At 67.4% G+C, this 5,791-nt stretch carries 5 protein-coding genes and 1 pseudogene; all 6 read right to left on the bottom strand.

Annotated elements, in window-relative coordinates; genetic code table 11:
- Positions 1–203 (bottom strand): GtrA family protein (locus C5F48_RS21435; protein ID WP_181247748.1); only part of this gene is annotated, 203 nt, incomplete at its 3' end.
- Positions 203–1,369, bottom strand: coding sequence for an FAD-dependent oxidoreductase (locus C5F48_RS21430; RefSeq protein ID WP_107665793.1), 1,167 nt, complete (start codon positions 1,367–1,369; stop codon positions 203–205). The genes C5F48_RS21430 and C5F48_RS21435, both read right to left, overlap by 1 nt.
- A complete protein-coding gene (locus C5F48_RS21425) occupies positions 1,366–2,397 on the bottom strand; it encodes a hypothetical protein (protein WP_181247747.1) in 1,032 nt (343 codons plus the stop codon). The genes C5F48_RS21430 and C5F48_RS21425 overlap by 4 nt, the downstream gene beginning before the upstream one ends.
- The gene (locus C5F48_RS21420; protein ID WP_107665792.1) at positions 2,394–3,248 is read right to left on the bottom strand and encodes a sugar phosphate isomerase/epimerase family protein; all 855 of its coding nucleotides are present in this window, start codon (positions 3,246–3,248) and stop codon (positions 2,394–2,396) included. The genes C5F48_RS21425 and C5F48_RS21420 overlap by 4 nt, the downstream gene beginning before the upstream one ends.
- Complete coding sequence (locus tag C5F48_RS21415; protein ID WP_245941340.1) at positions 3,245–4,048, bottom strand: Rossmann-fold NAD(P)-binding domain-containing protein; 804 nt, start codon at positions 4,046–4,048, stop codon at positions 3,245–3,247. The genes C5F48_RS21420 and C5F48_RS21415 overlap by 4 nt, the downstream gene beginning before the upstream one ends.
- A gap of 857 nt (positions 4,049–4,905) precedes the next feature.
- A pseudogene (locus C5F48_RS21410) lies at positions 4,906–5,791 on the bottom strand (hypothetical protein); the annotation flags it as partial.

Raw genomic sequence — 5,791 nt, 5'->3', positions numbered from 1 at the left:
CGCCGGCGGGGGACCGCACGGAAGGTCCAGAGGTGGTGCAGGGCGTAGTTCAGCGCCGCGCCCGCCAGGAAACCGGCGAGCGCGGCGAGCGGCAGGCTTATCTCCAGCAAGGCCGCGAGCCCGTAGGCGACCAACAGATCGACCCCCAGCCCCAGAGTCGAGACCAGACCGAAGCGCAGGAGCTCGGCCGCCCCGCGCCGCATCAGGCGGTCCTCTGCAGGTCGCCGCCGCGGGGCGGGCACAGCAGGCTCTCGTTCGCCGCGGCCCATTCCGGCCGGGTGGTCCGCACCAGATCGAACAGGTCGTAGATGTTGTCGATCTTGCCGCCGAGGATGGAGATGACCCGCGATCCCGGCGGCTGCTGCTGGTAGAGGATCGGCCGGCCGTCATCCTGCTCGTTCTTCACCAACACCGTCTTCACCTCGTAGATCGACTTCACCCAGAGGCTCTCGGCGAGGCTCGGCACGTAGCGCAGCCCGTCGAGGATCATGTGGCGCTGCCGGCTCTGCGGTTCTGCGGCGGCGAAGACGCCATAGGCCGAATGGCGGCTGGTCGCGTCGGTCCAGCTCATCTGCGGGGTGTAGCGCACATGGGTCAGCGAATGCAGCGCCTCGGCCGGATAGGGCATCACCGACAGGAATGGCCCGTCCATGATGGTGATGCCAAAGCCCTCCAGCGCTGCCGGCGGTCGGATCAGCGCGATCTCGGTCAACTCGTGCTTCAGGCTGGCTTCGGGCAGCGAGCCCCGGCGCAGGATGTGGTTGATCTGGGCATAGGTGACGTTGAAGACATGCCGCGCATGGATTTCGTCGCCCGAGGACAGCCGGACGATGACGCCATCGGCGCGCTCTTCCAGTTGCTCGACGCGGGTCCCTAGTCGAACATCCATCCCCAGCGCGTCGAGCCGGTGCTCCATGTGGTCGCGCAGGACGGAATAGTCGAAGGCATGCTCGGTGCAGGCGAAGGCGGCCTCGATGGTCGTCGGGTCGAACAGCGCCGCCTGCGATCGCGTCGCTGGGGAGATCGGCGCGCCCATCTCGGCGAACATCCGGTGGAAGCGCTTGGCGCAGACCTTCGACCGGCGGCGGGCGATGGCGTAGAGCATCTGGAAATCGGAGCGGATCGCCTCGGGGAAGTCCTCGGCGAAGCGGCGGTGCAGCACCATCGACTTCGCCGCGGTGAGCGCCGAGCGCGGATAGTGGAAGCCGGTATGCACCCGCGCCTGGTTGACCCGCGAGGCGCGGTCCATCAGCCGCGGCCCGGCCTCCACCAGAGTGATCCGCTCGGACACCGAGCGCAGGAACAGCGCAAGGCTGCAACCGTAGAAGCCGCCGCCGATCACCAGGCAATCGACAGCCGGGCGCGTCATGCCGTTGCGTCCGGCAGGGGCAGGGGCCGCGACCAGGCACCCTCCCGCGCGGCGAGCGCCGGCTGAGCCTGATCCACCACCTCGACATTCAGCTCCTTCATCACCTGGCCGAAGAGGTCGACCGAACTGCGTTCATCGAGGATGTCATCGCCGAGCGCCCCCGACACCGACTCGACCAGCTTCTGCAGGCCGATCGACAGGCCGAAGATGGCGACGGACAGGAACAGCGCGGTGAGGCTCAACACGAGGGTCAGGGTGAACCATCCCGGCTGCACCCCGCTCAGCGTCAGCCAGACCACCACCGCATAGATCGCCAGCGCGACCGAGCCCAAGGCCACCAGGAGCGACAGCGAGGCGACCAGCGTCAGCACGCGCGGAGCCGAGCTCACCAGCAGCTTCTGCACCAGGCCGAGCTTGCGGCCGAAATCGCTGAACAGCCGCCGCCGCCGCTGCACCGTGGCCGGCTGCCACAGGACCGGCAGCGCCTGATCCGCCGGCGGAAAGCGCAGCGCCAGCTGCGGATCGGGATGGGCGAGCAGCCGGTTCAGCAGGGTGCGCGGATAAGCCATCGTCAGCATGCTGCGCGAACTGACGCGGAACCCTGCGCTGCGGCCGAGGGCCTCGAGCAGCGGGTTCATCGGGCTGCGCGACCCCCGCTTGCCCAGCACGATGGTGTTGCTGGCCGCGGCGCGCTCGATCATCGCGACGATGTCGAGCCCCGCCTGCTCGTCGACCGACGTCAGCACCACCACGTCGCCGATCGCCTCCGAGGCCGCCGCCACGCGCCGGCGATAGAAGGGCGTGCCATGGCGCAGCTTCAGCAGGCGGATGTTGCCGATCCGCGCCATCAGCGGCTCGTAGTCGTCGGCGTTCTCGGCGGAAACCGTCAGCAGCACCTCCCAGAAGCGGAAGCGCGCGGCGATGCCGGCGCAGAGCTCCTGGAACTCGGAGGCCGCCGTGCCGGTCAGCGCCAGGTCCGGAATGCAGACCGACACGAAGATATCCTCGCGGAGCGGCGGCGGTTTCATGTCAGGCTCGCCTCCTTGCTCGCGAGCCCGACGGCTTGCTGGAGCCTTCCCAGCGCGGCCTCCAGCGTCGTCACCACGGGTTCGGGCGGCTGTTTCATCTCGATGGACACCCAGCCGGAATAGCCGCGGCGGCTCAGCGCCGTGAGGGCCGTGGCCGCCTGTCCGGCATCGGCGGGCGCGGGGGCGAGATGGGGCTCGCTGACATGCACATGGCTGATCGGCGAGGCCAGCCGGGCCACGCAATCCGCGATCCGGGGGAAGGACCCGTTCATGTGCATCGCGCCGAGATCCAGGGTCAGCGTCACCGCCGGATGATCCAGCCGCGCCATGAAGGCGTCCGCCTCCTCCAGCGTGGTCAGGAAGTTGGCGCCATAGGCGGCGGGATTGGCCTCCAGCCCGAGCTTCGTGCCCGCCCGCCGCGCCGCGTCGCCCAGTTCGGCGAAGCTGCGCAGCGCCAGCTCCTGTGCTTCGGCCTCGGTCATGCCCTCCGGCACGACCCGCTGCCGCGGCGAGCCGAAGACGAGGTTCGGGATCGACAGCCGCCCCGCCAGCCCAATTGCGCGCAGCATCGCCGAACGGAACGCCTCGCGTTCCCGCGGGCTGCCGAACAACGCCGCGCCCGCGGCCCCGAAGAGCAGCGCCTGCATCGACACCAGCTCCAGCCCCGCCCGCCGCGCCTCGCGCATCGCCTGCGCCAGTTCCTCCCCGGTGGGCGCGAAGGGATCGGCGCTCCGGTCGAAGAATAGGCCGGGCGCGATCTCCAGCCCCCGGACGCCATGCGCCTGCAGCATGTCATAGGCCGCCGCGCGATGCTCCGGGGACCAGGCGATGTTGGAGACCGCGAGTTTCATGCCGCTTCCCTCTCCACGGCGTGGAACTGCCGCAGCCGGTCCAGCACCTCGTCCGACGTCGCGATATAGCGGCCCGGCCGATCCCAGAGCGCGGCATGGCGGGTGCGCATGTCCTCGCGGTGGATCTTCGCCGGCGTCGCCGGCATCGGCCGGCCCAGCAAGGCCTCGTGGATGATCCCCGCCTCCAATGGTTCGGGCGCGAGATGGATGATGTCGAGACCGGCCTGGAGGCTGAGACAGATATCCGTCCAGAGCCGGGTCATGTCATAATACTGGAAGTGGCTTTCGGGGTGGGTGAACTGCACCGCCGACATTCCGAGCGCCGTCACCGCGGCATCGTATGCCGGGCGCTGCCCCGTCGCCGCAAGCGCCGCGCGGTCGATGACCTGCAGCCCAGTGGAGGGATCATGCCGGTAGATCGCCCTCAGCCCCTGACCCAGGCCTGCCGGCAACCTGTCCGCCAACTCGGCAAGCCGGGGTTCGGCAAGAAGGCTGGGCATCGGGTTCAGCAGGTCGAAGAGGAAGTTCTTCCGGATCCCGCAGCCGAACAGCGCGGGGAGGCGGACAATCAGGCAGCGCCCGAACCTCTGCAGGCAGAACTCTTCCAGCCTCCGCCGGTTGCGGCCATAGGCCAGCGCGGTTTGGAAGCTGCGGCTCGACTCGTCGTCGCCGCCGAAATCGGCAAAGACCGCGATCGAGGAGATCAGGATGAACTGCCGCGCCTTGATCGGGCGCAGGTCCTCCATCAACGCCTCGGTGGCGGCGGCATCCTGTTCGGGAAAGCGGTTGGCGGTGAACATCGATCCGGGTGCGGCGGCGCAAACCACGCTATCGAACTTCGAACCCGCCGCCTGGGCGATGTTCAATCGGTTGAAAACGGCGCTGAAATCGTGCTGTCGGCAAAGGGTGCTGCCAACGAAGCCCGTGAAACCGACCAAGGCATCCATAACAACTCTTTGATCCGGAAACTTAACTAACGTTAACGGTTTTAGCTTGATTCGTCAAATTTTACGGTTTGAAAGAGTCGCTGCAGGTTCTGATCCAGTGGGCAGAGTTACGCCAATGAGAGCAGGCCTTAAATTCGGGGATTACGTGATGAATCAACCGTGTAAGTCTCTGGCGCACAAGCATAGTTCGACTAAGAGCAAGCAGGTGAAAGCTGCGCGGCTTGTTCGCAGCCGGTCTTCCCGCGGGGCAACGACAGGTGAATTGAGATTCGGGGGCAGAGATTGTTTTCGAAGCGTTTGGCGAAATTTGCTCTCCTTGCTTGCTACCTGTTGAAATTTAACGCAGATGTCTGGATCGGCACATCAGCCGCCGCGTCTCCTTAATGGGATCCAATGGTGTATATGATTATCCTAAAGCCTTACGCCTGCCGCGGATGATGCCAGAATTCGGTATTCAACTCCGCTTTGGCACAGCCTTCGTTTTCACATCGGCCCTTCTCCTGAACATCTGACATCCTGTTCGCCGCACCTGTTTGCGCCTTCGCTCCTCTCCTTCCCTGCGATGGTCGCCGCGGCGCTGCCCTGACTGCGCCGCCGCATTCGGTCGCGTCAGAGCTGCTGCAGCTCCGGCTCCCCTGCCGTCGGGCAACGGCCGGTCGCACGCCATCTCCCGGCCGGAGCCGTACAGGAACCACCTCCGGCTCTCCCGGTCACGACTCGAGACTCGCCGGGTGCAGGTCCTTCGCCAGCCCCAGCTTGTTCCGCGCCGCCAGCACCTCGTGCAGCCTGTCCTTCAGGCGGGCGCTCGGGTGTTCCTGAACGCGCGCCGTGACGCCGAGGAGGTAGCGGCGATAGTCGCGGGCGCGGCGGTAGAGGGCGTAGAACCGCGCGCTGTCCAGCTCGCCGGATTCGGCGGCCCGGACGACGTCGGGCAGGATGCCGATCTGGCTCAGGAACTGGGCGGTGAAGTGGCCCGAGTGCCGCGCGTTCAGCAGCAGGGCGTTGTCGCCGTCCAGCCGGTCGGCGTGGCGGCGGTCCTCGGCGACCTGCCGGTCGTGGATGATGAAGGCCCGTCCCGCACTGCGGATCTCGCGCGCGGCGTCGGCATAGGGGCCGGTCCAGTCGGCGGCGGAGCCGGTCCGGTAGCGCTCGTCCCAGCCGGCGAGGCTGCGGTCGAGCGTCGATTGCGGCGAGAAGGCGATGACCGTGCAGCCGGGCGCCAGCGAGGCGAAGGCGCAGGCGGCGTAGCCGCCCATCGAGGTGCCGCAGAACACGACCTTCCGGAACTCGGCGAAGAAGCCGGAGGCGGAGAGTTTCTCCAACTCGCTGATCAGGCTGTCGTCGCGGAACCAGTTCGGCCGGTAGCTCAGCACGCCGAGGCCGGACCAGCCCTGCTTTTCGGCGAAGCCGTAGCCCCAGGGGTCGCGCAGGCGCGAGGGCGCGCGCACGCTCGAGAGGTTGTCGAAGGTCACGTAGAGCGTCGTGCTGCCGCGATGGGTGTGTTGCAAGGCGAAGGAGTCGCCCGAGATGAAGAACCCCTTCCGGTGCTTCGTGGTCATCAGATCCGCAAGCCATCTCGGCGCCGGCGGCTTCGTC

Source organism: Cereibacter changlensis JA139, from assembly GCF_003034985.1.
Classification (GTDB): domain Bacteria; phylum Pseudomonadota; class Alphaproteobacteria; order Rhodobacterales; family Rhodobacteraceae; genus Cereibacter; species Cereibacter changlensis.
This window is presented reverse-complemented; position numbering and strand designations above follow the sequence as displayed.